We start from the raw sequence: 309 nt of genomic DNA on the forward strand, positions 1-309 counted from the left end.
GTTCGTTCCAGTCAGGCGGTGATGGCACCGGCCTGCGGTAGGCCGACGGCTGCGGGGATGCCGTCGATGTTGGCGATGAGGCTTGCTGCAAGGGTTCGGGCTACGTCGTCCCAGCCGACTGCGACGCCGAGCGTCGCCATGTCGACTGTTTCGAGCCCCGCGTAACCGCACGGGTTGATGGCGAGAAACGGCTGCAGGTCCATTTTCACGTTGAGGCTGACGCCGTGATAACTGCACCCGCTACGGATTTTCAGGCCCAGCGCGGCGATCTTAGCGCCAACGTGCAATCCGGCGTTCGGCTGCTCAGGC

General features: G+C 64.4%; 1 pseudogene. It reads right to left on the bottom strand.

Features of this window, described 5'->3' with window-relative positions:
- Positions 1 to 11 precede the first annotated feature (11 nt).
- Positions 12 to 309 (bottom strand): annotated as a pseudogene (locus SB753_RS36075) (lipoyl(octanoyl) transferase); the annotation flags it as partial.

It is taken from the genome of Paraburkholderia sp. SIMBA_053, from assembly GCF_046534895.1.
Classification (GTDB): Bacteria; Pseudomonadota; Gammaproteobacteria; order Burkholderiales; family Burkholderiaceae; genus Paraburkholderia; species Paraburkholderia caledonica.